This window comes from Bradyrhizobium ferriligni, assembly GCF_056837965.1.
Genome location: NZ_JBXEJO010000031.1, coordinates 1 through 25,680 on the forward strand (window position 1 = coordinate 1; position 25,680 = coordinate 25,680).

Genomic DNA, 25,680 nt, shown 5'->3' on the forward strand with positions numbered 1-25,680 from the left:
AGATGTGTATGAGAGACAGCACCCTGCCCTCCCCCTTTCAGGGGGAGGGAAAACAACTCGACGTGTGTCTGCGCGCGCGCCAACATCAATACGACTTCGGAAGGCCGAGCACCTTCTCGCCGATGAAGCTGAGGATCAGCTGCGGGCTGATCGGCGCTATGCGCGGGATCAACGATTCCCGCAAATAGCGCTCGACGTGATACTCCTTGGCGTAGCCGAAGCCGCCATGGGTCATCACCGCCTGCTCGCAGGCATGGAAGCCGGCTTCCGCCGCGAGATATTTTGCGGAATTCGCCGCGGGACCGCAGGGCAGGTTCTGGTCATACTGCCAGCCGGCGCGCAGCACCATCAGCCAGGCAGCCTCGAGCTCCATCCAGCACTTCGCCAGCGGATGCTGGATCGCCTGGTTCATGCCGATCGGCCGGTTGAACACGATGCGGCCCTTGGCATATTCCGACGCCCGCTTCAGCGCGATCTGGCCGAGGCCGACCGCTTCGGCCGCGATCAGGATGCGTTCGGGATTCATGCCGTGCAGAATGTATTCGAAGCCGCGGCCCTCTTCGCCGATGCGGTCTTCGACCGGGATCTCGAAATTCTCGAAGAACAGCTCGTTGGAATCGACCGGCTTGCGGCCCATCTTTTCGATCTCGTGCACGGTGACGCGCTTGCGGTCGAAATCGGTGTAGAACAGGCTGAGGCCATGGGTCGGGCTGCGCACCTCCTCCAGCGGCGTGGTGCGCGCAAGCAGCAGGATCTTGTTGGCGACCTGCGCGGTCGAGATCCACACCTTCTGGCCGTTGACGATGTATTTGTCGCCCTGGCGCACCGCGCGGGTCTTGAGCTGCGTGGTGTTGAGGCCGGTATTGGGCTCGGTCACCGCGAAGCAGGACTTGTCGCGGCCGTCGATGATCGGCGGCAGCATGCGCTGGCACTGTTCCCTGGTGCCGAACACCACCACCGGATTGAGCCCGAACACGTTCATATGCACCGCGGACGCGCCGGACATGCCGGCGCCGGATTCGGAGATCGTGCGCATCATGATCGCGGCATCGGTGATGCCGAGCCCGGAGCCGCCATACTCCTCGGGAATGCAGATGCCGAGCCAGCCGGCATCGGCCAGCGCGCGGTGGAAGTCGGCCGGATAGCCGCCCTCCTTGTCCTTCTTCAGCCAGTAGGCCTCGTCAAAGCGCGAGCAGATCTTGGCGACGGCATCGCGGATCGATTCCTGGTTGGCGGAGAGTGCGAAATCCATCTGTCGTGCTCCTATGCCTGCACCGCTTTGGCCGCGCCGTCGCGCACCATCGCAGCGATCTCCTCGGTGGAGAAACCTGCCTCCTGCAAAATCTCCGCACTGTGCTCGCCGAGCCGCGGCGCCAGCCGGCTCGGCTCAACCCTGGTCTCCGACCAGCGCGCCGACGGCGTCATGCTGCGGATCCGGCCCTCGGTCGGGTGATCGACCACGGGGAAGACGCCGGTCGCAACCATATGCGGGTCCTCGAGCAGGCTCTCGAGATCGTGCATCGGCATCACGGGCACGTCGGCCTTTTCGAGGATTTCGTTCCACTCGGCCGTCGTCTTGGTCTGGAGAATACGCGCGAGCTCGGCGTAGACGACATCGATATTGTTGGCGCGGCCGGCGAAGGTCGCGAATTTCGGATCGCTGCGCAGATCGTCGCGGCCGGTCGCCTTGAAGAAATTCTCCCACTGCTTGTCGTTGTAGACGATCACGCAGATATAGCCGTCGAGCGTCTTGTACGGTCGCCGGTCCGGCGACAGATGCCGCGCATAGCCGCCCTTGTCGAGCGGCGGATCGTAGGTCAGGCCGCCCATGTGATCGCCCATGACGAAGCCGGCCATGGTCTCGAACATCGGAATGTCGACGCGCTGGCCCTGCCCGGTGCGGTCGCGATGCACGAGGCTCGCGCAGATCGCGCCGACCGCGGTGAGGCCGACGATGCGGTCGACCAGCGCGTTCGGTACATAGCGCGGCACGCCGTCCGAGGTTTGCGCCATCAGCGCCGGCAGCGCGGTCGCGCCCTGGATCAGGTCGTCATAGGCGGGCTTGGCGGCATAAGGTCCCTCCTGGCCGAAGCCGAACACGCCGGCATAGATCAGCCGCGGGTTGACCCTGGAAACGACGTCATAGCCGAGTTGCAGCCGCGCCATCGCCTGCGGGCGCACATTGTAGACCAGCACGTCGGCCTTCGCGATCAGCCGCAGCACCGCCTCGCGCCCCGCCGGCTTCTTCAGGTCGAGGCAAACCGAGCGCTTGCTGCGGTTGGTGTTGAGGAACACCGGTCCCATGCCGGGATGCCGCGTCGGACCAATCTGACGCGTCACGTCGCCATCGGGCGATTCCACCTTGATGACGTCGGCGCCGTAATCGCCAAGCATCTGCGTGGCGTAGGGTCCCATCAGCACGGTCGTCATGTCGACGACCTTGATACCCTGCAGTGGTCCCATCGTCCTGTTCGCTCCCGGATGTCGTGGTTATGGAGCTAGTAACGGGAGCTTTTCAAAGAGATCAAGCTGCGCCGGGCGTATGGGCGTATGCATGGCGGCGGCCGGAACGCTTCCGTACGGCGGAACGCGGATGGGCAAAACGAAGCGTATTCACCGCCGCCCTTATGCCGGCGACTGCCCCGTCATCACCTCGCGCGCCTTCAGGAGCCTTTCCAGTTCCGCATTCTGTTGCTCGAGCCGCTCGGCGATGCGCTCCTCGACTTCGGCGCCGGCTGCGCCCGCGGCCTGCTCGATCAGCTGCCTGATATTGTCCCGGAGGATCGCGATGCGATCGTTCACTTCCGACAGCGACAGAGACGTCTCGATTCCCATGGTCCGTTCTCCCGGTGACAAGCACAGGCAGCTTAGCGCGGCGGGAGGTCCCGGCCTATCCCTTAACCGCTCTAGTGACCCCAATCCCTACTGTGTATGGGGTTGTTTTCGATGTTTTCGATTCAACCCAGCCTCGCCGCGCTTTAGCCCATGCCTTTGGCCAGCATCTCCCGCAGCGCGGTCTTCAGCACCTTGCCATAATTGTTCTTCGGCAGTGCATCGAGATAGACATAGCGCTTCGGCCGCTTGAAGCGGGCGATCGAGGCGAGGCAATGCGCATCGAGCTTGCCGTCGTCGGCGGCGGCACCGTCCGCCAGCACGACGCAGGCGACGACGATCTCGCCCCATTCCGGATCCGGCACGCCGATGGCCGAGACCTCGCGGACATCTGGATGGGTCAGCAGGGCTTCCTCGACCTCGCGCGGATAGATGTTGGTGCCGCCGGAGATGATCACGTCCTTGGAGCGGTCCGACAGCGTGAGGAAGCCGTCGGCATCGAGCCGGCCGACATCGCCGGTGCGCAGCCAGCCGTCCTTCAGCGTCTCGGCATTGGCCTTCGGATTGTTCCAGTAGCCGAGCATCACGGTCGCGCCCTTGACCTCGATCTCGCCGGTCTCGCCCGCGGGCAGCGGCTTGCCGTCCTTGTCGGTGATCCGCACGGTGACGACGCTCTGCGCCAGCCCGACCGAAGCCAGCCGTTCGAGATAGCGCGGATGATCGCTGCGGGCGTGCCAGCCGCGCGACAGCGCCGTGATGGTCATCGGCGACTCGCCCTGGCCGTAGATCTGCACGAAGCGCTGGCCCATCGTCGCCATCGCATCGATGATGTCGGCCGTGTACATCGGACCGCCGCCATAGATGATGGTGCGCAGCCCCTCGCCGTTCTCGCCGCGCTTCTTCGCGGCATCGACCAGGCGGCGCACCATGGTGGGGGCCGCGAACATCACGACATTGTCGAGCTGGCGGCCGAGGTTGAGCACCTCGTCCGGATCGAAGCCGCCGGACTCCGGCACGACATGGCGGCCGCCCATCCGGACGTGCGGGAAATTGTAAAGGCCGGCGCCATGCGAGATCGGCGCGGCATAGAGCGAGGCATCGTGCGGCGTCGCCGGATCGACGTCGGCGAGATAGCACAGCGACATCGCGACCAGATTGCCGTGGCTGAGCATCACGCCCTTCGGGCGACCGGTGGTGCCCGATGTGTAGAACAGCCAGGCGAGATCGTTGTTTTCGCGCGGCAGCGGTGCGGGTGGCCCCTCGCCGCCTCGCATCGTCTTGTAAGCGTCGCTGTCGACCGACAGCGTGGTCATGCCGGCGGGGCAGTCGTCTTTCGCCTCGTTCAACGCGCCGATCGTGTCGTCGGAGACGAAGGCGAGTTTGGCACCGCCATTGCCGCAGATCCACGCCGCCTCGCGGCCGTGCAGCTTGGCGTTGATCGGGATCGCGGCGGCGCCGATCCACCAGATGCCGTAGAGGCATTCGAGATATTGCGTGCAGTTCGACGCAAACAGCGCGATGCGGTCGCCGGCGGCAATGCCGTGATCGCGCGCCAGCGCCGCCCCGATGGAGGCGGCGCGGCGGGCAAAGGTGGCGTAGTCGGCGTCGAGATCGAAGCCGGTCAGCAGCGCCGGCGCGTCGGGACGCGCCCGTGCCGTCGCCCCCAGCCATTCGGCAATGTTCAAGCTACTTCGCCGGCTCGAGGATCGAGACGTAGTTGGCGACCGCGGCGCCGCCCATGTTGAAGATGCCGCCGATCTGCGGGTTCTTGAGCTGCATGCCCTCGGGCGCTTGCCCCGTGAGCTGCATCGCGCTCATCACATGCATGGAGACGCCGGTCGCGCCGATCGGGTGGCCCTTGGCCTTGAGGCCGCCGGACGGATTGACCGGCAGCTTGCCGTCCTTCTGGGTCCAGCCTTCCATGATCGCGCGCGCGCCCTGTCCCTTCGGCGTCAGGCCCATCGCTTCATATTCGATCAGCTCGGCGACGGTGAAGCAGTCATGGGTCTCGACGAAGGACAGGTCGGAGAGCTGCAGGCCGGCCTTCTGCAGCGCGCGCTGCCAGGCGGTGGTGCAGCCTTCGAACTGCAGGATGTCGCGCTTGGACATCGGCAGGAAGTCCTGCGCATGCGCGGTGGCGCGGATGTTCACCGCCTTGCCCATGGTCCTGGCGGTCTCGGCATCGGTCAGCACCAGCGCGGCGGCGCCGTCCGAGACCAGCGAGCAGTCGGTACGCTTCAAAGGACCGGCGACGAACGGGTTCTTGTCGCTCTCGGCGCGGCAGAACTCGAAGCCGAAATCCTTGCGCATCTGCGCATAGGGATTGGCGACGCCGTTCTTGTGGTTCTTGGCCGCGATCATCGCCAGCGCATCGGACTGATCGCCGTATTTCTGGAAATAGGCCTGCGCGATCTTGCCGAACACGCCGGCAAAGCCGCCGACCGTGTCGCCATCCTCGGGCAGATACGACGCCTTGAGCAGGTTCTTGCCGATCTCCGGGCCCGGCGTCTTCGTCATCTGCTCGACGCCGACCACCAGCACGATCTTCGCGGCGCCGGCTTCGATGGCGCGGATGCCCTGATGCACGGCGGCAGAGCCCGTGGCGCAGGCATTCTCGACGCGGGTGGTCGGCTTGAAGCGCAGCGCCGGATTGGCCTGCAGCACCAGCGAGGCCGTAAAATCCTGCGGCGAGAAGCCGGCGTTGAAATGGCCGAGCATGATCTCGTCGACATCGGACGCGGCGATGCCGGCGTCAGCCAGCGCCTCGTTGGCGACCTTGACCACGAGACCCTCGACGGTCTCCGCGTCGAACTTTCCAAATGGCGTGTGCGCCCAACCCACGATGCTGGCGGTCATGGCTGTATCTCCCTGTTCCTGTTCGGAGAGTTATGTAGCGTATCTCGAGAGCGTTTTCGAGCGAAGTGGACACCGGTTCGCGTGAAGAAAACGCGTCAAAACCAGAATCTAGAACCCCGTTTTTATCGGAACGGAGTTCTAGCCGGCTTTCAGCGTTTTCATCGCCGTCGCGCACATGGCGGTTATGCCCGCCCAATTTCCGGCGCGGATATCGGCCGCCGGGCACAGCCAGGAACCGCCGACCGCCAGCACATTGGGCTCGGCCAGCCAGGTCGGCGCATTGGCCTCGCTGACCCCGCCGGTCGGGCACACCCTGACCTGCGGAAATGGCCCGGCCAGAGCCCGCAGTGCCTTGATACCGCCCGCCTGCTCGGCCGGGAAGAATTTGACGACGTCGAAGCCGTGGGCCAGCGCCTGCATCAGCTCGGAGGCGGTCGCGATCCCCGGCGCGAAGGGCAGCCGGCTGGCGGCTGCCGCCGTCAACAGCTCGGGTGTCGCACCCGGACTGATGCCGAATTTGGCGCCCAGCGCCTCGGCGCGCGCCAGGTCGTCACCACTGAGGATCGTGCCGATCCCGACGATCGCCTCCGGCACACCGGCGATGATGGCCCTGGCCGCGTCGACCGCGACCGCCGTCCGCAACGTCACCTCGAGCGTCCGCACGCCGCCGGCGACCAGCGCCTTCGCCAGCGGCACCGCGTCCTCGAGCCGCTCGATGGTCAGCACCGGGATCACGGTGGCCTGACGGATCAGCGCGGCGATCTGGTCCTGCTTCGATGTCGTTGTCATTGCGAGGCCTTGCGGGATGATGGGAGACGAAGCGCCTTCTTCGGCGGCATGGCGTAGCGCGGAATGATCGCGCCGGGATAGCACACCACGACACCGGCCAGCCGATGGCCGGCGCGCGCGGCCTCCTCCGGCTCGGCGCCGCCGAGCCGCGCGGCGAGATAGGCCGCGGCAAAGCTGTCGCCGGCCGCGGTGGTATCGACCACCGGCTTGGTGAGTTGCTCCGCCTTCACCTCGCGCGTTCCGCCGGCCGAGCGCACGATGCAGGCCGGCTCGGCGAGCTTCAGCACCACCTCGGGGCTCGATATGCCCGCCAGCAGCGCTGTGTTGCTCTCGCCGGGATAAAGCGGCGCCAGATCCTCGGTCGAGGCAAGCACGATATCGGCCGTCTCAAACGCGCTGCTGAAGACCTTCCGTGCGACGTTCAGGTCCGGCCAGCCGCGGGCGCGGAAATTGGTGTCGAACGCGAACCGCGTCCCCAGCAGCCGCGCACGCTTCAGCGCCGCCAGCAATCGCTCCCGCCCATCCTCGCGCAGGATCGAGAGCGTGATCGCGGAGAGATAGACGACGTCATAGGTCGCGAGCGAGTTCAGGATGTCTTCCGTTTCGGGCAGATCCATCAGGTCGCGCGCCGCGGCGCTGTCACGCCAGTGGAAGAAGCGCCGCTCTCCCTTGTCGTCGGTCTGGATCAGATAGAGGCCGGGCAGCTTGCCCGCCGATCGCGCGACATGCTTGGTGCCGATGCCTTCGCTCGCCCAGCCCGCGATCATCTCATCGCTCAGCGCATCATCGCCGAGCGCGGTGAAGTAATCGACGTGGACGCCGAGCCGGGACAGATAGACCGCGGTGTTGAGCGTGTCGCCGCCAAAGGAGCGCGAATACAGCCCGCCGAGCTGGCCGCCAGGGGCCTGGCGCAGCTCGATCATGCATTCGCCGATGCTGGCAACTCTGGTCATCTCACGAGCCGCGCTAAAGCGCGATGATGCCTGGTTGAATCATCATCGCGCCTTAGCCCCTTGTCTGAGCATGATCTTCTCGGAAAACCGCTTCGCACTTCTCCGGATCATGCTTTAGCCAGGACGCCGCTCAGGCGGCGAACTTGCCGCCGAGTTCGTCCTCGATATGGATCCGGATGATGTCGTCGAACGTCTTCTCGGCCGTGGTGAAGCCGAGCTTCAGCGCGCGGTCGGTGGCGAAATCGCGCGGCCAGCCCGAGACGATGCTGATGATGGTCGGATCGGGCACCCGCTTGATCCGCGCGGTGACGTTCTTGCCGGCGACGCGCTCCAGCGACGCGATCTGCTCGCCGACGGTGACGGACATCCCGGGCATGCTGAGATTGCGCCGCGGCCCCATCGCATTGAGATCCATCGTGCCGGCGTGAACCAGAAAGCCGACCGCCGATTTCGGCGAGGCGTGCCAGTGCCGGACGTCCTCGGAGACCGGCAGCACCGCCTCCTCGCCCGCCAGCGGCTCGCGGATGATATTCGAGAAGAAGCCGGACGCCGCCTTGTTCGGCTTGCCCGGACGCACGCAGATTGTCGGCAGGCGGATCGAGATCCCGTCGAGCAGACCCTTGCGGGTGTAATCGTTGATCAGGAGCTCGCAGATCGACTTCTGGGTACCGTAGCTCGTCAGCGGCGTATGGAAGAATTCGTCGCCGATCTTCTCGGGGAACGGCGCTCCGAACACCGCGATCGAGGACGTGAACACCAGCCGCGGCTTGTAGCCGCCGCCGACGACACGGATCGCGTCGATCAAATAGCGGGTGCCGTCGAGGTTGATCCGGTAGCCCTTGTCGAACTCGGCCTCGGCCTCGCCCGAGACGATCGCGGCGAGATGGAAGATCACCTCGGGACGCTCGGCGATCAAGGGCGCCGCGGCGCCGGCATCGGCGAAATCGGATGCGACCACATTGACCGGGATCGAGGCATTCGCGGGCTTGGCCGGAGCGACCACGTCCTGCAGCGTCATCCGGGTGATCTCCTGCTTGCCGAGGCGGCCCTCGCGCAAGAGACGCTCGGTCAGCTTGCGGCCGACCATGCCGGCGGCGCCCAGAATCAGAATGTGCACGACCCTGCTCCTTTTCTTGTCTTGTTGTTCGAATTCAGCTGCGGGCCTTGCGCGCTCATTCCTTCACGGCACCCGTCATCGCCGAGACATAATGCTCTACGAAGAACGCGTAAAGAATAACCAGCGGCAGCGAGCCGCATAGCGCCCCTGCCATCAGGGACCCCCAGCGATAGATGTCACCGTCAACGAATTCGTTGACGATGGCGACCGGCACGGTCTTGTTGGGGGTCGATTGCAGGAACGTCAGCGCATAGATGAACTCGTTCCAGCACAGCGTGAAGCAGAAGATGAAGGCCGAGATCAGGCCAGGGACGGCGAGCGGCAGCACGATCTTGATCAGGATCTGCCAGCGGCTGGCGCCGTCGATCAGCGCGCATTCCTCGAGCTCGAACGGAATGGTCTTGAAATATCCCATCAACAGCCAGGTCGAGAACGGGATCAGGATCGTCGGATAGGTCAGGATCAGCGCCAGGGGCGAGTCGAACAGGCCGTACTGAAACACGACCGTCGCGAGCGGGATGAACAGGATCGACGGCGGCACCAGATAGGCCAGGAAGATCAGGCCGCCGACGACGTTGGCGCCCTTGTAGCGCAGCCGCACGATCGCATAGGCCGCGAGCACGCTCGCGATGATCGACAGCACGGTGGCGCCCACCGCCACATACATCGTGTTCCAGAGCCAGTGCGGATAGTAGCTCTCGAACAGCAGCTTGTGGATGTGCTTGAAGGTCGGATTCGAGGTCCAGAACGGATTGTACTTGTCGAGGTCGAGCAGCTGCTCATCCGGCTTGATCGCCGTCAGCCCCATCCAATAGAACGGGAACAGCAGGATGATCACGATGATCGACAGCGGGATGTAGAGCGTCACGATCCGCCGCGGCACCGACTGCAGGTAGCTCATGCCCTCGCTGTTGTCGACGCGCGACGGCGTCGACAGGATGCTCTTGAGGTCGACCTTGGAGGCGGGAAGATCAGTCATTGCTCTCTCCCAGCGCGCGCGGGGCTTGCCTCGTTCGCGCAAAGAAACCAGTGAAGCGGCAGAGATCAGTCATTGCTCTCTCCCTGCTGCCACTTCCTGCGTTGCAGGCCGAACCATGACACCATGATCGCGGCGAGCAGGAACGGGATCATCGCGCTCGAGATCGCGGCGCCCTCGCCCAGCTGCCCCGCGATGATCGCGCGCTGATACGACAGCGTCGCCATCAAATGAGTGGCGTTGACCGGGCCGCCGCGGGTCATCGCCCAGATCAGCTGGAAGTCGGTGAAGGTGAACAGCACCGAGAACGTCATCACGACGGCGATGATCGGCGTCAGCAAGGGATAGGTGATGTAGCGGAACATCTGCCAACGCGAGGCGCCATCCAGGGTCGCCGCTTCATACAGCGACGGCTGCACGGTCTGCAGGCCCGCCAGCAGCGTGATCGCCACGAACGGCACGCCGCGCCAGATATTGGCGAAGATCACGCAGATCCGGGCCCAGGTGGTATCGCCGAGGAAATTGATGTTCTGGGTGATCAGGCCGAGATGCTTCAGCGACCAGGAGATGATCGAGAACTGGGAATCGAAGATCCACCAGAACGCCAGCGCCGACAGCACGGTCGGCACGATGAAGGGGATCAGCACCGCGGCACGCAACAGCGCCTTGAACGGCATGCGCTCGTTGAGCAGCAGCGCCAGATAAAGCCCGACCGCGAACTTCACGGCGCTCGCGACGAAGGTGTAGAGCAGCGTATTGAACACCGACAGCCAGAAGATGGCATCGTCCCACAGCCACTCATAGTTCTCGGTGCCGATGAAATGACCGACGCGGCCGATGCGGGTGTCGGTGAAGGACAGCCAGATGCCGAGCCCCAGCGGATAGGCCAGGAAGAAGATCAGGAACGCCATCGCCGGCAACATGAACCAGAAGCCGAGCCAGTTCTTGTTGTGGCGGAGCTGATCCCACGCGGTCGCTTCGCGGATTTCGGTCTTCGCACGTCGCGGCGCAAGGGCGATGTCAGCCATAGGCGATGTCCCGATTGCTCAACGGATTGAGCATGACTACGCAATATTCCAATGATGGCATTCCAATGATGCCGCGGGCGGCGGCGCTCCGCCGCCCGCGGCCATCACATCAGCGATAGATGCGCTTCAGCTGCCGTTCGGCTTCCGCCATCGCGGCCTTGCCGTCCTTGGCACCGGTGCAGTAGTTCGCGAACATGTCGACCACGATGAAGTCGGCGATCGCGGTCGCGGCCTTCTCGCCGGGCGTGCCGATGCCGGAGGCCGGCAGTGCTCGCTTCGAGGCCTGGCCGAACACCGCATTCTTCGGGTCGGCCGTCCACACCGGAGCCGAGTCGTAGGCATTGAGCGTGTGGGTGAGATAACCCCGCGCGCCCGACAGCCACTTCTCGAAATTCTCCTTCTCCAGCATGAAGGCGATGAAAGCCTTCGCCGCGTTCGGATATTTGCAGAAGTTGAAGGCGAGGATCGGAACCGCGAGCTGCAATTCGGTCGGCTTGCCGATCGAGCCGACCGGCCACAATGCGTGGTCGATGTCCTCGGCGAGCTCCTTCTTGCTCGGATCGTCCTTGGCCGCGACGTAGATCGAGATGCCGTTCGAGGTCAGGAACAGCTCGCCGGACAGGAAGGCCTTGTTGTTGGAGGAGTCGTTCCAGGACGCGACACCCGGAATGAAGGTCTCCGACAACGCCTTGGCATACTCCAGCGCCTTCATCGTCTCCGGCGAGTTGATGATGACCTTGTCGTCCTTGTCGACGGTCCAGGCGTTGTGGCCCCAGAGGATGTTGTGCACCCAGGCATTGGCGTCGCCGGTGGCGTGGCCGAGTGCGAAGCCGGCCGGCGTGTTGTTCTTCTTCAGCGCCTTGCACAGTTCGAGATAGGCAGGGAAATCGGACGGCACCTGCTTGAAGCCGGCCTTCTCGACCGCCGACTTGCGATAGGTCAAATAGCCGCCGATGGTCGCGACGGGAATGCCGAGCCAGTCATTGCCCTGCTTGCAGGTCTTGGCCGCGGCTTCGGTCCAGCCGCCATACTTGTTGCCGAGATAGTCGGCAACGTCGTTCATCTTGAGAACCTTGGTCGGGAACAGCTGCGGCAGCGTGTGCAGGCCCCAGGCGAGGTCGAGACCCGAGCCGGTGTTGGCGGCGACCGAGGCCTTCGGCTGCACGTCCTCGAAGGACTCGCTGAATACGTTCATCTCAGTGCCGGTTGCCGACTTGAAGGCCGCGACCATGGCGTTGAATGCATCGTCTTCCGCGGGCACGAAGCGCTTCCAGCGCATCACGGTGAGCTTGGCGCCGGGCTCCGCCTTCCAGGGCGCGCTCTGCGCCCAGGCCTTGGCGAAGTCGAACAGCGCCGGCCCGGTGAGCATGCCGGTTGCAGCCAGCGCCGTGCCGCCCTGAAGTAGCGAGCGGCGAGTAAAATCGTGCATCGTCCTTCTCCCTATGATTGTGTTTTTGTTGTTTTTGATCTGGCCTGTTGGTCGGCCATTGAGATCGGTCGGTCCGTCAGCTGTTCAGTCGTTTCCCCGTCGAATCGTCGAACAGATGGACCAGCGACGGATCCGGCTTGAGCCGAACCTTGTCGCCCGGGTTGAACAGATGGCGCTCGCGGAACACGGCGACGACCTGCTCGCCGCCGAGCTTGGCGAACACCTGGGTCTCCGAGCCGGTCGGCTCGACCACCACGATCTCAGCCTCGGCGCCGTCATCGGCGATGGTGAAATGCTCGGGCCGCACGCCGTAGACCGCGGGTTGGCCGTCGGAATTGGCCGGCGCCGATTTCAGCGGCAGCTTGACGCCGTTCGGTCCCTCGAAATAGGCGGCGCCGTTCACCTTCACATTGCCCTTGAGGAAATTCATCGCCGGCGAGCCGATGAAACCGGCCACGAACTGGTTCGCCGGCGTGTCGTAGAGCTCCAGCGGCGAGCCCATCTGCTCGACGATGCCGTCATGCATCACGACGATCTTGTCCGCCATGGTCATGGCCTCGATCTGGTCGTGGGTGACGTAGACGGTCGTGGTCTTCAGCCGCTGGTGCAGCTCCTTGATCTCGGTGCGCATCGCAACACGCAGCTTGGCGTCGAGGTTCGACAGCGGCTCGTCGAACAGGAACACTTGGGGATCGCGCACGATGGCGCGGCCCATCGCGACGCGCTGGCGCTGGCCGCCGGAGAGCTGGCGAGGATAGCGCTCGAGCAGCGGCGTCAGCGCGAGGATTTCCGCAGCGCGCTTGACGCCGGTCGAGATCTCCTCGGGCTTGGCGCCGCGCAGCTTGAGCGAGAAGCCCATGTTGTCGGCGACCGTCATATGCGGGTAGAGCGCGTAGTTCTGGAACACCATCGCAATGTCGCGCTCTTTGGGCTGGACATTGTTGACGACGCGGTCGCCGATCGAGATCGTTCCCGAGGTGATGTTCTCGAGCCCCGCCAGCATACGCAGCAGGGTCGACTTGCCGCAGCCGGAAGGGCCGACCAGAACGACGAACTCGCCGTCCTCGATCGGGATCGACACGCCGTGCAGGACCTCGAAATTGCCGAACGATTTCCGCACGTCGCGAATCTGGACCGACGACATCCACTTCCCTCCCTCAAGTTCCCGACGACGTACGACGAGTGCCGCCACCGCTCTGTTTCGTTCCGGCCGCACTGGGTGCGCGGCGCTGTTGGACTGGCGTTATTGTCCGCAGTTTATCCGGTTTTGGCAATCGTTCGATTAGCAATCGCTTGGTAGCGCTGTCAATATCAGTTTGTCTGCGACGAACGTCGTGATATGAGCGGCAAATGGCCCGAAAGCGCATCACGCCAGGCAAGATCCGGCTCGCCGAAGTCGCGAAGCTCGCCGGTGTCAGTCCGATTACGGCCTCACGGTTCTTCAGGAATCCGGAAGCACTTTCGGCCGGCAAGCGAGCACGGGTCGAAAGTGCGGCAAAAGAACTCGGTTACGTGCCCAATCTCGCGGCACGCGCGCTTGCGTCGCAGCGCACCGAGGTGATCGGTGTCCTGATCCCGTCGCTGACCAACAACGTGTTCTCCGACGTGCTGCGCGGCATCTATGACGCGCTCGACGGCAGTCGCTACAGCATTCAGCTCGCCAACACCCGCTACAGCATCCTGCAGGAAGAGCGCCTGCTGCGTCTGTTTCTGGCACAGAAGCCCGCCGGGCTGATCATTACCGGCATCAACCAGACCGCCGATTCCCGCGGCATCATGGAGACGGTCGATTGTCCGATCGTCCAGATCATGGAGGTCGGTCCCTCCCCGATCGACATGATGATCGGATTCTCGCATTTTGACGCCGCAAAAGCGGCGATCGCCCACCTGCTCGCGCAGGGCTACCGGCGGATCGGCTTCCTCGGCGCGCGGATGGACCCGCGGGTGCAGCGCCGGCTCGACGGCTATCGCTTCGCGATGACGGAAGCCGCGCTGTTCGATCCACAGCTGATTGTGACAACGGCGATCCCGACCTCGGTCACGCTCGGCGGGACGCTGTTTGCCGACCTGCTCGCCAAGGCGCCCGACATCGACGCCGTGTTCTGCGTCAATGACGACCTCGCGCTCGGCGCGCTGTTCGAATGCAAGCGCCGGCACATGGCGGTGCCGGAGCAGATGGCGATCGTCGGCTTCAACGACCTCGAATTCATGGCGTCGAGCGAGCCGACCTTGAGCAGCGTGCGCACCAATCGCTACGAAATGGGCAGAAACGCTGCCGTGATGGTGATCGAAACGCTGGAAGGGCGCCGGCCCACTGATCCCGTCGTCGATCTCGGCTTCAGTGTCATGGAACGGCAAAGCTCGGCGCGACGCAATTGACGTCGCCCGGCACCTGGCCGTCACAAGGGACGCGAAAAATGATAAAATGATAGCGCAACCAAGACCCTTCAACTAAGGTCCAATCCATCACACGAAACACCTGTGCGTGATCGGTCGGGTTTGTAATGCACGACGATTTGCGCAAGGTAGCAACGACGTTGAACCAGAGCCCTTGAATGGGCCCACCAGAGTTTGCATTGCGGGAGAAACCAATGACAAAACCCCCCACCAACGGGCACGACGCCGCACGCGCGACCAGCAAGGGCAAGGGCCGCAGGCTCCGCTCCCAGGAATGGTTCGACAACCCGCACAATCCGGGCATGACCGCGCTCTATCTCGAGCGCTATCTCAACTACGGCCTGACGCGAGAGGAATTGCAGTCGGGCAAGCCGATCATCGGCATCGCGCAGACCGGCAACGACCTGTCGCCCTGCAATCGGCATCACCTCGAGCTCGCACACCGCGTCCGCGAGGGCATCCGCGCCGCCGGCGGCATCGCCATGGAGTTTCCCACCCATCCGATCCAGGAGACCGGTAAGCGCCCGACCGCGGCGCTCGACCGCAACCTCGCCTATCTCGGCCTGGTCGAGGTGCTGTTCGGCTATCCGCTCGACGGCGTGGTGCTGACCACCGGTTGCGACAAGACCACGCCGGCCTGCATGATGGCGGCGGCGACCGTCAACCTGCCGGCGATCGTGCTGTCGGGCGGCCCGATGCTGAATGGCTGGCACGAGGGCCAGCGCACCGGCTCCGGCACCGTGGTGTGGAAGGCGCGCGAGCGGCTCGCCGCCGGCGAGATCGACTATGAGCAATTCATCGAGATCGTGGCCTCCTCGGCGCCCTCGGTCGGCCATTGCAACACCATGGGCACCGCCTCCACCATGAACTCGCTGGCGGAAGCGCTCGGCTTCTCGCTGCCGGGCTGCGCGGCGATCCCGGCGCCGTATCGCGAGCGCGGCCAGATCGCCTACGAGACGGGCAAACGCATCGTCGACATGGTCTGGGAGGATTTGAAGCCGTCGGACTTCCTGACGCGCGAGGCGTTCGAGAACTGCATCGTGGTCAACTCCGCGATCGGCGGCTCGACCAATGCACCGATCCATATCAATGCGCTGGCGCGCCATGTCGGCGTCGAGCTGTCGATCGACGACTGGCAGAAATACGGCCATGACGTCCCGCTGCTGGTGAACATGCAGCCGGCCGGCTTCTATCTCGGCGAGGAATATCACCGCGCCGGCGGCGTGCCCTCGGTGGTGCGCGAGCTGATCAAGTACAAGCGCATCCACGAAGGCGCCCTCACCGTCAACGGCCGCACCATGGGCGAAAATTGCAAGGAAGCACCTGCGCCCGACGGCGACGTGATCTGGGGCTACGACAAGCCGCTGGTGAAGGACGCCGGCTTCATTGTGCTGCGCGGCAATCTCTTTGATTCCGCGATCATGAAGACCAGCGTGATCTCGAAGGAATTCCGCGACCGCTATCTGTCCAACCCGAAGGACCTCAACGCCTTCGAGGGCCGCGCCATCGTGTTCGAGGGTCCGGAGGACTATCACGCGCGGATCGAGGATCCCGCGCTCGACATCGACGAGCACTGCGTCCTGTTCGTCCGCGGCACCGGCCCGATCGGCTATCCCGGCGGCGCCGAGGTCGTGAACATGCAGCCGCCCGCGGCGCTGATCAAACGCGGCATCCTGTCCCTGCCTTGCATCGGCGACGGAAGGCAGTCCGGCACCTCGGGCTCGCCCTCGATCCTCAACGCTTCGCCCGAGGCCGCCGCCGATGGCGGGCTCGCGATCCTGAGGACCGGCGACAAGGTGCGCATCGATCTCAACAAGGGCAGCGCCAACATCATGATCTCGGAGGATGAGCTGCGCACCCGCCGCGCCGAGCTGAAGGCCAAGGGCGGCTTCCCGCATCCGGCCAACCAGACGCCGTGGCAGGAGCTCTACCGCAAGACCGTCGGCCAGCACGCGACCGGCGCCTGCCTCGAGCTCGCGACGCGCTACCACGACATCGCCGGCAAGGTCGGCGTGGCGCGCGACAATCACTAAGACGCAAACCGTCATTGCCGGGCTCGACCCGGCAATCCATCGTTCTTCGAAAGATGGATGCGCGGGTCAAGCCCGCGCATGACACTGCAAATCGCCAAAGAAGGAAGAAACGCATGTCAGACCGCCTGAAGGGCAAACGCGCATTCGTAACCGCAGCGGCCGTCGGCATCGGCCGCGCCTGCGCGCTGGCCTTTGCCCGCGAGGGCGCGAGCGTGTTCGCGACCGATATCGACGAAGGCAAGCTTGCGCTACTCAAGCAGGAAGGCGTCGCCGAGGTTGCGAAGCTCGACGTGCGCGACACCGCAGCGGTCGAGGCAATTGCAAAACGCGCCGGCAAGACCGACATCCTGCTCAATGCCGCGGGCTTCGTGCATCACGGCACGGCGCTGGAGTGCTCGGACGACGACTGGGACTTCTCCTTCGACCTCAACGTCAAGTCGATGCACCGCACCACGCGCGCTTTCCTGCCGGGCATGCTGGCGCAGGGCGGCGGCACCATCGTCAACATCGCCTCCGCCGCCGGCGCAGTGAAGGCGGCGCCGAACCGCTACGTCTATAGCGCCACCAAGGCCGCGGTCGCGGCACTGACGCGCTCAGTCGCGGCCGACTTCATCACCAAAGGCATCCGCTGCAACTGCATCTGCCCCGGCACCATCGAGACTCCTTCGATGCTTGAGCGTGCGGCGGCTGCCGGCCCGCAGGGACGCGAGACGTTCGTTGCGCGCCAGCCGATGGGCCGGCTCGGCACCGCCGAGGAAATCGCCGCGCTCGCCGTCTATCTTGCCAGCGACGAAAGCTCGTTCACCACAGGCGTCGCGCATGTCATCGACGGCGGCTGGACGCTCTAATCGGGAGGCAACATGAACAAGATCGATCTCAACGGCCGCTGTGCCGTCGTCACCGGCGGCGCGCAGGGATTTGGCCGCGCCATCACCGAGCGCTTTGTCGCGTCGGGCGCCAAGGTCGCGATCTGGGATTTCGACCAGCCGCTGGCCGAGAAGACCGCGCGGGCGATCGGCGAGAACGTGATCGCGATCAGGACCGACGTCACCGATCCCGACGCGGTCGACGCCGCGCGCGATCAAACGCTGCGGGCGTTCGGCAAGATCGACATTCTCGTCAACAACGCCGGCATCACCGGAGCCAACAAGCCGGTATGGGAAACCGATCTCGACGACTGGCGCAAGGTGATGCGCATCAATCTCGAGGGTCCCTTCATCTGCTGCAAGGCGATCGTGCCGACCATGATCGGCCAGAAATACGGCCGCATCGTCAACATCGCCTCGATCGCCGGCAAGGAAGGCAATCCGAACGCCGCGCATTATTCGTCGTCGAAGGCGGGCCTGATCGCGCTCACCAAATCGCTCGGCAAGGAGCTCGCGCAACACGACATCCTGGTCAATGCGGTGACGCCGGCCGCGGCGAAAACCGCGATCTTCGACCAGATGACCCAGCAGCACATCGATTTCATGCTGTCGAAGATCCCGAAAGCCCGCTTCGTGCAGGTCGAGGAGCTCGCCTCGATGGTGGCATGGCTGGCGTCGGAAGACTGCGCCTTCTCCACCGGCGCGGTGTTCGACATCTCCGGCGGACGCGCGACCTATTAAATCGCCGCTCGCCTCGCCGGCTGCCGCAGCGCCGCGACGAGATGATCGGCCAGGAGTGACGCCGCGTGCGACAGGTTTTGCGCGCGATGCAGCCGTATCTCGGCCCGCGGCAGCCGTGGCATGCCGTCGCGCGCGGTCAGCCGACGCAGCGTCGGCGGAAAAGTCCCCGACTTGACCACGGTCACGGCGAGGCCCTGCGCCGCGATCGCCTCGACCGCGGACAGGCTGTGGCTGACAAAGGCGAGCCGCCACGGCCGGTTCGCCTGGTCCAGCGCCTGCATCGCCCAGCTCCGGAACAGGCAGCCCTGCGGATAGAGCGCGACCGGCAGCGGATCGAGCTCCTCGACGCGATGCGCGGCGCTCGCAGCCCACACCGCTTGCTCGGTACGCAGCAACTCGCCCTCGCCGCGTCCCTCGGGGTGCATCGCGATCACGAGGTCATAGGCTTCGCCGAGCCGATCGGTCATTGTCGACGTCAGCCCCGTCTCCATCTCGACATGGATCAGCGGATAGCTGGCGATGAAGTCCTTGAGCAGCGGTGGGACGATCATCGTCCCATAGTCGTCCATCACGCCGAGGCGAACCCGCCCATCCGTGCCGTGCGCGCGCACCCGGCCGACCGCCTCTGCATTGAGGCTCAAAATGCGGCGGGCATAGCCGAGCAACCCCTCGCCTGCCGCACTCAGATCGACGCTTGACGTGCTGCGGTGAAACAGTTCGGCCTGCAGCCGCTCTTCCAGCCGCTTCACCTGCATGCTGACGGCGGATTGGGTCCGGCTCAGCGCCGAGGCCGCGCGGGTGAAGGAGCGATGCTCCGCCACCGCGACAAAGGCCTGCAGAAGATCCGGGTCCAGGATGGGCGCGCTCATAACGATCTGTGATTTAATCGATCAAATCTATTCCATTTCCTGATTATGCCCCGGCCCCTAGATTGCGCAAGCGAAACCAAGGGGCGAACGGAATGGGCGAGATCTGGGGCGTGTTGGCGGCGGTGGCATCGAGCGCGCTGGGCGGCACTTCGATCGGGGCGACGCGGTTTCTGGTCGGCACCATCGATCCGCTGGCGATCGGCGCGTTCCGCTTCGGCATCGGCGTCTTGCTGCTGCTGCCGCTGGCACTGCTGCAACGCCGGAGCTGTCCGCCGTGGCACGACTGGCCCGGCGTTGCCGGCCTCGGCCTGCTGTTCTTTGCGGCGTTTCCGGTCCTGTTCAACGCCTCGCTGATCTTCACCACCGCCGCGCGCGGCGCGCTCGCGCTGTCGACACTGCCGCTGCTGACCATGCTGGTCGGCGCGGCGCTTGGCGCCGAAGCGCTCACCGCGCGCAAAACCGTCGGCGTGCTGATCACCATCCTTGGCGTCTCGATGGCGCTGCTCTCCGGCCTCGCCACGGCGCCACCTGGCGCCTGGCGCGGCGACCTCTTGATGGTCGCGGCCGCGCTGTGCATGGCGCTCTACAGCATCTGGTCAAAACCCTATATCCGCCGCTCCGGCCCGCTCCCCTTCACCACGCTCGCGATGGCGGCCGGGGCTGTTGTGCTCATAACAGCGTCACTGCTGCGCGGCGGCTTTGCGCCGGTTGCCGATTTCGGCGCGCCGCAATGGTTCGGCGCGATCTATCTCGGCGCCTTCGGCGCCGCGCTCACCTTCTATCTCTGGGCCCTCGCGCTGGAGCGGACGACCCCGACCCGGGTCGCGATATCCGTCACCGTCAATCCGATCGCGGCATCGCTGGTCGGCGCAGCGCTGCTCGGCGAGCCGCTGAGCTGGAATCTGGTGGCCGGCATCGTCACCGTTTTCGTTGGCATCTGGATCGCGACCACCCAGCCGCCCCTGGCGCACGCGGTCGCTCCCGACATGCGCTGACTGCGGCAACGCTCGCCAGCAAGGCCTTCAGCGAATCCGTGCTAGCCTGAGGTCCGGTCCCAGCGAACCCGAGGCGGCACGCCATTGAACATTTCCCTCTATGACATCTCCGTCTGGGTATTGCCGGTGGTCATTGCGATCACGTTTCACGAAGCCGCGCACGGCTTCGTCGCGCACCGGCTCGGCGACGACACCGCCTGGCAGCTCGGCCGCGTCAGCTTCAACCCGCTGAAGCATATCGATCCGTTCGGCACGCTGATCCTGCCTGCGGTGCTGCTGTTCGCGCATTCGCCGTTCCTGTTCGGCTATGCCAAGCCGGTGCCGGTGAACTTCCGCAAGCTCAATCATCCCAAGCTCGACATGGTGTGGGTGGCGCTGGCCGGTCCGGCCACCAACATCATCCTGGCGATCGCCGCGGCGCTGGCATTCCACGCGCTGCCATTGGTGCCGGCCGATGCCGCAAAATGGACCGCGGACAACCTGAAAAACGCCTTCCTGATCAACATCGTGCTCGCGATCTTCAACATGATGCCGATCCCGCCGCTGGACGGCGGCCGGGTCGCGGTCGGGCTGCTGCCAAGGCCGCTGGCGATCCCGCTCGCCCGGCTGGAGCCCTACGGCATGCTGATCCTGATCGGGCTGTTGATCCTGCTGCCGGTGATCGGCCAGCAAGTCGGCCTAAATCTTGATGTTATTTCAACGATACTGCGAACTCTGACCGGCTATGTAATCAACGCCCTTCTCCTCATTACCGGAAACACATAGCCTTGATCTGCGTATGATCCGACCGGAAAACCGGTAGCCATTCTTCCGGGTCGTGCGTTGAGGACGGGAACGCTTCGAGGCCATGGTGATCAAAGCTGCCGATATGCTGATTGCACGACGCGCCGACACCCGCGCGCGGGCCGACTTTGCGACCTGGAGGATGATGGCCAAACTGAACGGCGCCTCCGCCTTGCCGCCCGAGGCGCAGAATTTCCTGGCCATTTACAACAAGCTGCTGGGACAGATGAGCGAGGCCGACGCCGGCGAGGCGACTATCCAGCAAATGTATCGCACCTACTATGTCGAGATGGGCGGCGCCGGCAAAGCGCCGGAGGTTCCGGCGCGCGCGCGTGAGCCGGTGGCTGACAGCGGCAATGTCACGGCGTTCCGCCGCCTGCCCGCCAAGAAGGCGAGCGCCTCCGACCCGAACGCCAAGCGTCCAATGCCGGTGGCCCTGATCTTCGCCTGCCTCGTCGTGGTCTACGTCGCGATCCGGTACTACTGGAAATAGCGCCGTCCACGCTTCACCCTATCCGCGTTGGATGATCGACCTCCGCACACCGCGGCATCCCGTCGCGCGTCACCGGCTGCGCAATCGCCGTGGCGTGGAATATCGCGCGCGAGCGATCGCGTCGGCGCTCTAGGCGATGCACCCGATGCCGGGCATAATGCGGAACTCAAAAAAACAAAATCATACTGGAGGGAAGATGAAGCGTTCCATTGCAGCCTCGGTCACGACGGCCTTGGTCATGACCACGAGTCTTGCGTTCTGCGGCGGTGCGTCGGCGCAGACGATGGACAAGGTCGCCAAGGTCGGCGCGCTCGGCGATCAGTCCGGCCTCTATCAGGATATCGGCGGTCCCGGCTCGACGGTGGCGGCGCAGATGGCGATCGAGGATTCCGGGCTGCTGGCGAAGGGCTGGAAGATCGATCTGATCTCGGCGGACCACCAGAACAAGCCCGATGTCGCGGTCAACATCGGCAAGCAGTGGATCGATGTCGAGAAGGTCGACGTGTTCGTCGATCTCGCGGCCTCCAATGTCGGGCTCGCGATCGCCAACCTCTCGAAGGAAAAGAACGTCGTCAACCTGAACTCGGGCTCCGCCTCGTCCGATCTGACGGGCGCGCAGTGCTCGCCGAACACGGTGCACTGGGTCTACGACACCTACATGCTCGCCAACGGCACCGGCAAGGCGCTGGCGAAATCCGGCGGCGACACCTGGTTCTTCCTCACCGCGGACTATGCGTTCGGCCAGGCGCTCGAGCGCGACACCTCGGCGGTGGTCACCGCGAATGGCGGCAAGGTGCTCGGCAGCGTCAAGCATCCGCTCAACAATGCCGACTTCTCGTCGTTCCTGCTGCAGGCGCAGAGCTCGAAGGCCAAGATCGTCGGGCTCGCCAATGCCGGCGGCGACACCACCAACGCGATCAAGCAGGCCGCGGAATTCGGCATCGTCTCGGGCGGCCAGCGGCTTGCCGGCATGCTGCTGTTCATCACCGACATCAACGCGCTCGGCCTCAACGTCGCGCAGGGGCTGAACTTCACCGAGACGTTCTACTGGGACATGAACGACCAGACCCGCGCCTTCTCCAAGCGCTTCATGGAGCGCTTCAAGAAGAACCCGCCGACCATGGTGCAGGCCGGCGTCTATTCGTCGCTGATCCACTATTTCAAGGCGCTGGAAGCGCTCGGCGGCAATCCGCATGACGGTCGCGCCGTGGTCGCCAAGATGAAGGAGCTGCCGACCGACGATCCCCTGTTCGGCAAAGGCTCGATCCGCGTCGACGGCCGCAAGATCCACCCGGCCTATCTGTTCGAGGTGAAGAAGCCGTCGGACTCGAAATATCCGTGGGACTATTACAAGCTGGTCGCCACCATCCCGGCGGACGAAGCCTGGCTGCCGCTCGAGAAGAGCGTTTGCCCGCTGGTGAAGAAGAGCTGAGACAGCGTCATTCCGGGGCTCGCGGCTTCGTCGCGCCCCGGAAGGACAACGGCTACTTCTTCGGCTTGTTGTAGTTGACGTCGAGGCTGAAGGAGAACTGATCGTCGGTCAGGTCGGCCGGCGGCGCCGGGACCGGATCGGACCGGTGGACCATCGAGATCGCCGCGTCGTCAAAGGCGGCATCTCCGGACGATTCCAGCACGGCAACCGACAGCACCTTGCCCAGACGATTCAGCACCAGGGCGACCTTCACCTTGGCCTCCTTGGCCTTACCCTTCTCCGGGAATTTCTTGTGCAGGTCGAGATAAGCGCTGATCTTCTTGCCCCACTTGGCGGTCAGCAGCAGCTTGTCCTTGCCGATGCCTGGGTTGGGTGCCTTGGTGGTTTCCGACTGACGCGCGTCCTCCAGCTTGGTCGGCGCGGCCGCCTCCGAGGCCTGCTGCGCTTCCTGCGCGTTGGTCTCGACCTTGGCGACCTTGGCCTCCTCCTCCTTCTGCTTCTTGGCGGTGTCTTCCGTCACGATGCGATCGGGGTCGTCGGACTCCACCGGCTTTTCCTGAGGCAGGTCGGTGTCCTTCACCTCGGCCTTCTGCTGCGCCATTTCCTGCACAGCCTGCTGCTCGTCAGCCAGCGGTCCGGGCGGTAAGGCCTCTTCGGTCGCATCCGCGGAAGCCAGCTCGACGGCGTACTCCGCGCCGGCAGCGCCGAGCCCCTCGTCGCCATCGTCGCCGCGCAAATTGGTCAGCGCCAGGGCGGCACCGCCCAGATGAAGCCCGACCGCCGTCACGGCAGCGATCACCCAGAGCCGCTTCGAGGTCCGCAGGTCAAGATCGGGGTTGGTGGACATCGCGTTCGCCGTCAGGGTTTGGCCGGATCGGCCTGCGCGGCCGCAGGCGCTCCCGGAACGCCCTCGAGCGTAACCAGCTTCACGTGCGTGTAGCCGCCGGCGCGAAGCAGCTCCATCACGCCCATCAGCTCGCCATAGGGTACCATCCGATCGGCCCGCAGGAACACGTATTTGTCCCGGCTCATGTCGGGTATGGCATCCAGCGAATTGACCAGGTCGACGCGCTTCACCGCGTTCTCCCCGATCGCCAGCGTGAGATCCGGCTTGATGCTGAGATAGGTCGGCTTGTCCGGCTTCTTCTGCGGCGTCGCGCTGGAGGTCGGCAGATCGATCGGAAGATCGACGGTCGAGAGCGGTGCCGCTACCATGAAGATGATCAGCAGCACCAGCATGACGTCGATGAACGGCGTGACGTTGATCTCGTGGGATTCCGCGAAATCGTCGTCGCCATCGTTCTCGGAGATCGAGACCGCCATCGCCTACTCCGCCGCCGCCGCCGCGCGCCCATGCGCGCTGCGCGGAACGTCGCCATGGGTGCGGTCGAGGTCGCGCGACAACAGCCGTCCCGCAGCGCCCGAGGCGCGGTTGACGAGCTCGAGATAGACCTTCGTGACGCGCGAGAAGTGGTTGTAGATGATCACGGCCGGGATCGCCGCGACGAGGCCGATCGCGGTCGCGAGCAGCGCTTCCGCGATGCCCGGCGCCACCACGGCAAGGTTGGTCGTCTGCGACTTCGAAATGCCGATGAAGCTGTTCATGATGCCCCAGACCGTGCCGAACAGACCGACGAAAGGCGACGTCGCGCCGATGGTCGCGAGCAGGCCCATGCCGATGCGGATCTTGCGGGCTTCGGCGCGCACGATCTCGGCGAAGCTCGACGCGGCGCGCTCCTTGATGCCACTGTCGCTCGAGATACCCGCCGACAGACGCCCCTCGCGCATCGCAGCCGCGATGAACGACGAAAGCACGCTGCCCTTGGCGCCGAGCGCGAACTGCGCTTCGGCCAGCGACCGCGATTCAGCGATCTTGGCCAGCGCGCCACGCAGCTTGCGCTGCGCCACGGTCAGCTCGACCATCTTGGCGATGAACACGGTCCAGGTCACGAGCGACGCGAAAGCGAGACCGAGCATCACCGCCTTCACGATGATGTCGGCGTTCAAGAACATATTCCACGGCGACAATTCGTGCAGGCCGGTCGAGGTCGACTTCAGCGACTTGCCGTCGCCGCTCGCGGGCGCGGCCAGGGACGCCTCGTTAGCCGTCGGAGCCGGAGCTGCCGCGGCAGGGGCCGGCGCGGCCTGCGCCTGCGGCGCCGCTTGTGCCGGCTGGGCGGCCACCGGCGCGGCTTGGGCAGCCGCCGCTGGCTGGGCTGCTGCCGCCGGCTGGGCCGCGGGTGCGGGCTGAGGCCGGGTCACGGGCGCGGGCTGCGCTGCAGGCGCCGTTTGCTGCTGCGCCGAAGACGGCGCGGCCAGCATCAGCATCGCCAGCGAGGCGATCATGGCGGATGCAGCGGGGAACTTGAATGTCATCATCAGTTACACTTCAGCCCAGTGACGGATCAGGTTGTGATAAATCCCGGTCAATTTGACCGTTTCGGGGTCATCGCGCCCCAGCCGCTCCACCAGAGCCTGGATCGCTGTATCGAGATCAAAGATCAGGCTGCGCGCGTGTTCATCCCGTACCATGCTCTGCAGCCAGAAAAAAGACGCTACCCGCGTCCCCCGCGTAACCGGCGTGACCAGATGCAAACTGGAAGCAGGATAAACTACGAGATCTCCTGCCGGCAGCTTGATTTCATGGGATCCGTAGAGGTCTTCGATGACGAGCTCGCCGCCGTCGTAGTCCTCCGGCTCCGATAAAAACAGCGTGACCGAGAGGTCGGTGCGGATCCTCATGCCGGTCAGTCTGTCGCCGCGCACCGCATTGTCGACGTGCAGGCCGAAATGGTGCCCGTCGCTGGCGGCATAGCGGTTGAACAAGGGTGGAAAGATTCTAAGGGGGATCGCCGCCGAAATGAAGCGTGGGCTCTCCGACAGCGCCGACAGGATGCGGTTGCCGAGCTGCCGCGCGACCTCGCTGTCGGGCGGCAGCTGCTCGTTGCGCTTGACCATCGCGGACGCGGCGCCGGCGGTCGAGCGGCCGTCCTCCCATTCGGCTTGCGCCATGATGCGGCGGAAGTCCGCCACATCAGCCTTGCTCAATACGTTGGGAACACAGACCAGCATCTGTCGCCGCGAAGCCTCT

At 64.8% G+C, this 25,680-nt stretch carries 25 protein-coding genes; 8 read left to right on the forward strand and 17 right to left on the reverse strand.

Annotated elements, in window-relative coordinates; all coding sequences use genetic code 11:
- Nucleotides 1-85: 85 nt before the first annotated feature.
- The 12 genes from AC1VNY_RS19420 to AC1VNY_RS19475 form a co-directional block, all read right to left on the reverse strand.
- Complete coding sequence (locus AC1VNY_RS19420; RefSeq protein WP_016847185.1) at nt 86-1,252, reverse strand: acyl-CoA dehydrogenase family protein; 1,167 nt, start codon at nt 1,250-1,252, stop codon at nt 86-88.
- A gap of 11 nt (nt 1,253-1,263) precedes the next feature.
- Entirely contained in the window at nt 1,264-2,463 is a 1,200-nt protein-coding gene (locus tag AC1VNY_RS19425; protein ID WP_482406419.1) for a CaiB/BaiF CoA transferase family protein, read from the reverse strand.
- 162 nt (nt 2,464-2,625) lie between these two features.
- Nucleotides 2,626-2,835 carry a hypothetical protein gene (locus AC1VNY_RS19430; RefSeq protein WP_016847187.1) on the reverse strand — a complete coding sequence of 70 codons (210 nt, stop codon included), beginning with the start codon at nt 2,833-2,835 and terminating at the stop codon, nt 2,626-2,628.
- Between the two features lie 143 nt (nt 2,836-2,978).
- Entirely contained in the window at nt 2,979-4,517 is a 1,539-nt protein-coding gene (locus AC1VNY_RS19435; protein ID WP_482406420.1) for a class I adenylate-forming enzyme family protein, read from the reverse strand.
- Nucleotide 4,518: 1 nt separating this feature from the next.
- A complete protein-coding gene (locus tag AC1VNY_RS19440; RefSeq protein ID WP_304499767.1) occupies nt 4,519-5,688 on the reverse strand; it encodes an acetyl-CoA acetyltransferase in 1,170 nt (389 codons plus the stop codon).
- Between the two features lie 138 nt (nt 5,689-5,826).
- A complete protein-coding gene (eda, locus tag AC1VNY_RS19445; protein ID WP_482406421.1) occupies nt 5,827-6,477 on the reverse strand; it encodes a bifunctional 4-hydroxy-2-oxoglutarate aldolase/2-dehydro-3-deoxy-phosphogluconate aldolase in 651 nt (216 codons plus the stop codon).
- Entirely contained in the window at nt 6,474-7,430 is a 957-nt protein-coding gene (locus tag AC1VNY_RS19450) for a sugar kinase (RefSeq protein ID WP_038384102.1), read from the reverse strand. Before AC1VNY_RS19450 ends, eda begins: the two co-directional genes overlap by 4 nt.
- A 130-nt stretch (nt 7,431-7,560) precedes the next feature.
- Entirely contained in the window at nt 7,561-8,547 is a 987-nt protein-coding gene (denD, locus tag AC1VNY_RS19455) for a D-erythronate dehydrogenase (protein WP_482406422.1), read from the reverse strand.
- A gap of 55 nt (nt 8,548-8,602) precedes the next feature.
- Nucleotides 8,603-9,526: a carbohydrate ABC transporter permease gene (locus AC1VNY_RS19460; RefSeq protein ID WP_482406423.1), complete on the reverse strand. Its 924-nt coding sequence runs from the start codon at nt 9,524-9,526 to the stop codon at nt 8,603-8,605.
- A 65-nt stretch (nt 9,527-9,591) separates the two neighbouring features.
- A complete protein-coding gene (locus AC1VNY_RS19465) occupies nt 9,592-10,551 on the reverse strand; it encodes a carbohydrate ABC transporter permease (RefSeq protein ID WP_304499765.1) in 960 nt (319 codons plus the stop codon).
- Nucleotides 10,552-10,660: 109 nt separating this feature from the next.
- Nucleotides 10,661-11,980, reverse strand: a complete 1,320-nt coding sequence (locus AC1VNY_RS19470; protein ID WP_057019733.1) for an ABC transporter substrate-binding protein — start codon at nt 11,978-11,980, stop codon at nt 10,661-10,663.
- Between the two features lie 76 nt (nt 11,981-12,056).
- Nucleotides 12,057-13,124 (reverse strand): ABC transporter ATP-binding protein, encoded by a 1,068-nt coding sequence (locus tag AC1VNY_RS19475; RefSeq protein WP_028334988.1) that lies wholly within the window; start codon nt 13,122-13,124, stop codon nt 12,057-12,059.
- A gap of 206 nt (nt 13,125-13,330) precedes the next feature.
- Between AC1VNY_RS19475 and gntR the strand changes: the two genes are divergently transcribed.
- The 4 genes from gntR (at nt 13,331) to AC1VNY_RS19495 (ending at nt 18,017) form a co-directional block, all read left to right on the forward strand.
- Complete coding sequence (gntR, locus tag AC1VNY_RS19480; RefSeq protein ID WP_482406424.1) at nt 13,331-14,359, forward strand: HTH-type transcriptional regulator GntR; 1,029 nt, start codon at nt 13,331-13,333, stop codon at nt 14,357-14,359.
- A 212-nt stretch (nt 14,360-14,571) separates the two neighbouring features.
- Nucleotides 14,572-16,410 carry an IlvD/Edd family dehydratase gene (locus AC1VNY_RS19485; protein ID WP_482406425.1) on the forward strand — a complete coding sequence of 613 codons (1,839 nt, stop codon included), beginning with the start codon at nt 14,572-14,574 and terminating at the stop codon, nt 16,408-16,410.
- A 113-nt stretch (nt 16,411-16,523) separates the two neighbouring features.
- Nucleotides 16,524-17,258, forward strand: a complete 735-nt coding sequence (locus tag AC1VNY_RS19490; RefSeq protein ID WP_482406426.1) for an SDR family oxidoreductase — start codon at nt 16,524-16,526, stop codon at nt 17,256-17,258.
- 12 nt (nt 17,259-17,270) lie between these two features.
- Nucleotides 17,271-18,017 (forward strand): SDR family NAD(P)-dependent oxidoreductase, encoded by a 747-nt coding sequence (locus tag AC1VNY_RS19495; RefSeq protein WP_482406427.1) that lies wholly within the window; start codon nt 17,271-17,273, stop codon nt 18,015-18,017.
- Here the strand turns inward: AC1VNY_RS19495 and AC1VNY_RS19500 are convergent.
- Nucleotides 18,014-18,886: a LysR substrate-binding domain-containing protein gene (locus AC1VNY_RS19500; protein WP_482406428.1), complete on the reverse strand. Its 873-nt coding sequence runs from the start codon at nt 18,884-18,886 to the stop codon at nt 18,014-18,016. The genes AC1VNY_RS19495 and AC1VNY_RS19500 overlap by 4 nt on opposite strands.
- Nucleotides 18,887-18,978: 92 nt before the next feature.
- On the opposite strand from AC1VNY_RS19500, the gene AC1VNY_RS19505 reads away from it, so the two are divergent.
- The 4 genes from AC1VNY_RS19505 (at nt 18,979) to AC1VNY_RS19520 (ending at nt 22,589) form a co-directional block, all read left to right on the forward strand.
- A complete protein-coding gene (locus AC1VNY_RS19505) occupies nt 18,979-19,881 on the forward strand; it encodes a DMT family transporter (protein WP_482406429.1) in 903 nt (300 codons plus the stop codon).
- Between the two features lie 84 nt (nt 19,882-19,965).
- Nucleotides 19,966-20,646, forward strand: coding sequence for a site-2 protease family protein (locus tag AC1VNY_RS19510; RefSeq protein ID WP_038384092.1), 681 nt, complete (start codon nt 19,966-19,968; stop codon nt 20,644-20,646).
- Nucleotides 20,647-20,749: 103 nt separating this feature from the next.
- A complete protein-coding gene (locus AC1VNY_RS19515) occupies nt 20,750-21,157 on the forward strand; it encodes a hypothetical protein (protein ID WP_482406472.1) in 408 nt (135 codons plus the stop codon).
- Between the two features lie 196 nt (nt 21,158-21,353).
- The gene (locus tag AC1VNY_RS19520; RefSeq protein WP_482406430.1) at nt 21,354-22,589 is read left to right on the forward strand and encodes an ABC transporter substrate-binding protein; all 1,236 of its coding nucleotides are present in this window, start codon (nt 21,354-21,356) and stop codon (nt 22,587-22,589) included.
- Nucleotides 22,590-22,641: 52 nt separating this feature from the next.
- On the opposite strand, the gene AC1VNY_RS19525 is transcribed toward AC1VNY_RS19520, so the two are convergent.
- Genes AC1VNY_RS19525 through AC1VNY_RS19540 form a run of 4 tightly spaced genes read right to left on the reverse strand, consistent with a single transcriptional unit; the run spans nt 22,642 to nt 25,661 of the window.
- On the reverse strand, nt 22,642-23,436 hold the full coding sequence (locus AC1VNY_RS19525) for a cell envelope integrity TolA family protein (RefSeq protein WP_069277763.1): 795 nt from the start codon (nt 23,434-23,436) through the stop codon (nt 22,642-22,644).
- An 11-nt stretch (nt 23,437-23,447) separates the two neighbouring features.
- A complete protein-coding gene (gene exbD / locus AC1VNY_RS19530) occupies nt 23,448-23,912 on the reverse strand; it encodes a TonB system transport protein ExbD (protein ID WP_038384089.1) in 465 nt (154 codons plus the stop codon).
- Nucleotides 23,913-23,915: 3 nt separating this feature from the next.
- A complete protein-coding gene (gene exbB, locus AC1VNY_RS19535; RefSeq protein WP_482406431.1) occupies nt 23,916-24,968 on the reverse strand; it encodes a tonB-system energizer ExbB in 1,053 nt (350 codons plus the stop codon).
- Nucleotides 24,969-24,971: 3 nt separating this feature from the next.
- On the reverse strand, nt 24,972-25,661 hold the full coding sequence (locus AC1VNY_RS19540) for a Fe2+-dependent dioxygenase (RefSeq protein ID WP_482406432.1): 690 nt from the start codon (nt 25,659-25,661) through the stop codon (nt 24,972-24,974).
- Between the last annotated feature and the right edge of the window lie 19 nt (nt 25,662-25,680).

Bases quoted from the DNA above. Each gene is read 5' to 3' on its own strand.
- AC1VNY_RS19490 (WP_482406426.1), top strand. From the start codon at position 16,524: ATGTCAGACCGCCTGAAGGGCAAACGCGCATTCGTAACCGCAGCGGCC.
- AC1VNY_RS19470 (WP_057019733.1), bottom strand. From the start codon at position 11,980: ATGCACGATTTTACTCGCCGCTCGCTACTTCAGGGCGGCACGGCGCTG.
- AC1VNY_RS19500 (WP_482406428.1), bottom strand. From the start codon at position 18,886: ATGAGCGCGCCCATCCTGGACCCGGATCTTCTGCAGGCCTTTGTCGCG.
- gntR (WP_482406424.1), top strand. From the start codon at position 13,331: ATGGCCCGAAAGCGCATCACGCCAGGCAAGATCCGGCTCGCCGAAGTC.
- AC1VNY_RS19540 (WP_482406432.1), bottom strand. From the start codon at position 25,661: ATGCTGGTCTGTGTTCCCAACGTATTGAGCAAGGCTGATGTGGCGGAC.
- AC1VNY_RS19475 (WP_028334988.1), bottom strand. From the start codon at position 13,124: ATGTCGTCGGTCCAGATTCGCGACGTGCGGAAATCGTTCGGCAATTTC.
- eda (WP_482406421.1), bottom strand. From the start codon at position 6,477: ATGACAACGACATCGAAGCAGGACCAGATCGCCGCGCTGATCCGTCAG.
- AC1VNY_RS19485 (WP_482406425.1), top strand. From the start codon at position 14,572: ATGACAAAACCCCCCACCAACGGGCACGACGCCGCACGCGCGACCAGC.
- AC1VNY_RS19515 (WP_482406472.1), top strand. From the start codon at position 20,750: ATGCTGATTGCACGACGCGCCGACACCCGCGCGCGGGCCGACTTTGCG.
- AC1VNY_RS19420 (WP_016847185.1), bottom strand. From the start codon at position 1,252: ATGGATTTCGCACTCTCCGCCAACCAGGAATCGATCCGCGATGCCGTC.
- AC1VNY_RS19430 (WP_016847187.1), bottom strand. From the start codon at position 2,835: ATGGGAATCGAGACGTCTCTGTCGCTGTCGGAAGTGAACGATCGCATC.
- exbD (WP_038384089.1), bottom strand. From the start codon at position 23,912: ATGGCGGTCTCGATCTCCGAGAACGATGGCGACGACGATTTCGCGGAA.
- AC1VNY_RS19495 (WP_482406427.1), top strand. From the start codon at position 17,271: ATGAACAAGATCGATCTCAACGGCCGCTGTGCCGTCGTCACCGGCGGC.
- AC1VNY_RS19440 (WP_304499767.1), bottom strand. From the start codon at position 5,688: ATGACCGCCAGCATCGTGGGTTGGGCGCACACGCCATTTGGAAAGTTC.
- AC1VNY_RS19450 (WP_038384102.1), bottom strand. From the start codon at position 7,430: ATGACCAGAGTTGCCAGCATCGGCGAATGCATGATCGAGCTGCGCCAG.
- AC1VNY_RS19525 (WP_069277763.1), bottom strand. From the start codon at position 23,436: ATGTCCACCAACCCCGATCTTGACCTGCGGACCTCGAAGCGGCTCTGG.
- AC1VNY_RS19460 (WP_482406423.1), bottom strand. From the start codon at position 9,526: ATGACTGATCTTCCCGCCTCCAAGGTCGACCTCAAGAGCATCCTGTCG.
- AC1VNY_RS19520 (WP_482406430.1), top strand. From the start codon at position 21,354: ATGAAGCGTTCCATTGCAGCCTCGGTCACGACGGCCTTGGTCATGACC.
- AC1VNY_RS19425 (WP_482406419.1), bottom strand. From the start codon at position 2,463: ATGGGACCACTGCAGGGTATCAAGGTCGTCGACATGACGACCGTGCTG.
- AC1VNY_RS19505 (WP_482406429.1), top strand. From the start codon at position 18,979: ATGGGCGAGATCTGGGGCGTGTTGGCGGCGGTGGCATCGAGCGCGCTG.
- AC1VNY_RS19465 (WP_304499765.1), bottom strand. From the start codon at position 10,551: ATGGCTGACATCGCCCTTGCGCCGCGACGTGCGAAGACCGAAATCCGC.
- exbB (WP_482406431.1), bottom strand. From the start codon at position 24,968: ATGATGACATTCAAGTTCCCCGCTGCATCCGCCATGATCGCCTCGCTG.